Origin of the sequence: Teichococcus coralli (assembly GCF_009829925.1) — a bacterium.
In the GTDB taxonomy this organism is placed as follows: Bacteria; Pseudomonadota; Alphaproteobacteria; order Acetobacterales; family Acetobacteraceae; genus Pseudoroseomonas; species Pseudoroseomonas coralli.
This window is the reverse complement of the sequence record NZ_SNVJ01000062.1, coordinates 1-1,192: the sequence shown is the minus strand read 5'-3', so window position 1 is coordinate 1,192 and position 1,192 is coordinate 1. Positions and strand designations below refer to the sequence as shown.

At 66.8% G+C, this 1,192-nt stretch carries 1 protein-coding gene; it reads left to right on the top strand.

What is annotated here, in order from left to right; genetic code table 11:
* The first annotated feature begins 1 nt into the window (after position 1).
* Positions 2 to 1,189, top strand: a complete 1,188-nt coding sequence (tuf, locus tag E0493_RS22920; RefSeq protein WP_160939578.1) for an elongation factor Tu — start codon at positions 2 to 4, stop codon at positions 1,187 to 1,189.
* The last annotated feature ends 3 nt before the right edge of the window (positions 1,190 to 1,192 follow it).

Below are 1,192 nucleotides of genomic sequence, written 5' to 3'. Positions count from 1 at the left end.
GATGGCGAAAGCTAAGTTTGAGCGGAACAAGCCGCACTGCAACATTGGGACGATCGGGCACGTTGACCATGGCAAGACGTCGCTGACGGCGGCGATCACCAAGGTTCTGGCGGAGGCTGGTGGCGCGACGTTCACGGCGTACGACCAGATTGACAAGGCGCCGGAGGAGCGTGCGCGCGGGATCACGATCTCGACGGCGCATGTGGAGTACGAGACGGCGAACCGGCACTACGCGCATGTGGACTGCCCGGGTCACGCCGACTACGTGAAGAACATGATCACCGGCGCGGCGCAGATGGACGGCGCGATCCTGGTGGTGTCGGCGGCGGACGGTCCGATGCCGCAGACGCGCGAGCACATCCTGCTGGCGCGGCAGGTGGGCGTTCCGGCGCTGGTGGTGTTTCTGAACAAGTGCGACATGGCCGATCCCGACCTGCTGGAGCTGGTCGAGATGGAGGTGCGCGAGCTGCTGTCGTCGTACCAGTTCCCGGGCGACGACATTCCGGTGATCAAGGGCTCGGCGCTGATGGCGCTGGAGGACAAGAACCCGGAGCTCGGCAAGGAAGCGATCCTGAAGCTGATGGCGGCGGTGGATGAGTACATCCCGCAGCCGGAGCGGCCGAAGGACCGTCCGTTCCTGATGCCGATCGAGGACGTGTTCTCGATCTCGGGCCGTGGCACGGTGGTGACCGGTCGCGTGGAGCGCGGCATCGTCAAGGTGGGCGACGAGGTTGAGATCGTCGGCCTGAAGGCGACGGTGAAGACGACGGTGACGGGCGTCGAGATGTTCCGCAAGCTGCTGGACAGCGGCGAGGCGGGCGACAACATCGGCGCGCTGCTGCGCGGCACCAAGCGCGAGGACGTGGAGCGCGGCCAGGTGCTGGCGGCGCCGGGCTCGATCAAGCCGCACAACAAGTTCAAGGCCGAGGCCTACGTGCTGACGAAGGAAGAGGGCGGCCGGCACACGCCGTTCTTCACCAACTATCGTCCGCAGTTCTACTTCCGCACGACGGACGTGACCGGCGTGGTGACGCTGCCGGCGGGGGTGGAGATGGTGATGCCGGGCGACAACGTGTCGATGGACGTCGAGCTGATCGCGCCGATCGCCATGGACGAGGGCCTGCGCTTCGCCATCCGCGAGGGCGGCCGCACCGTCGGCGCCGGCGTCGTCGCCTCCATCAGCGCGTAATCG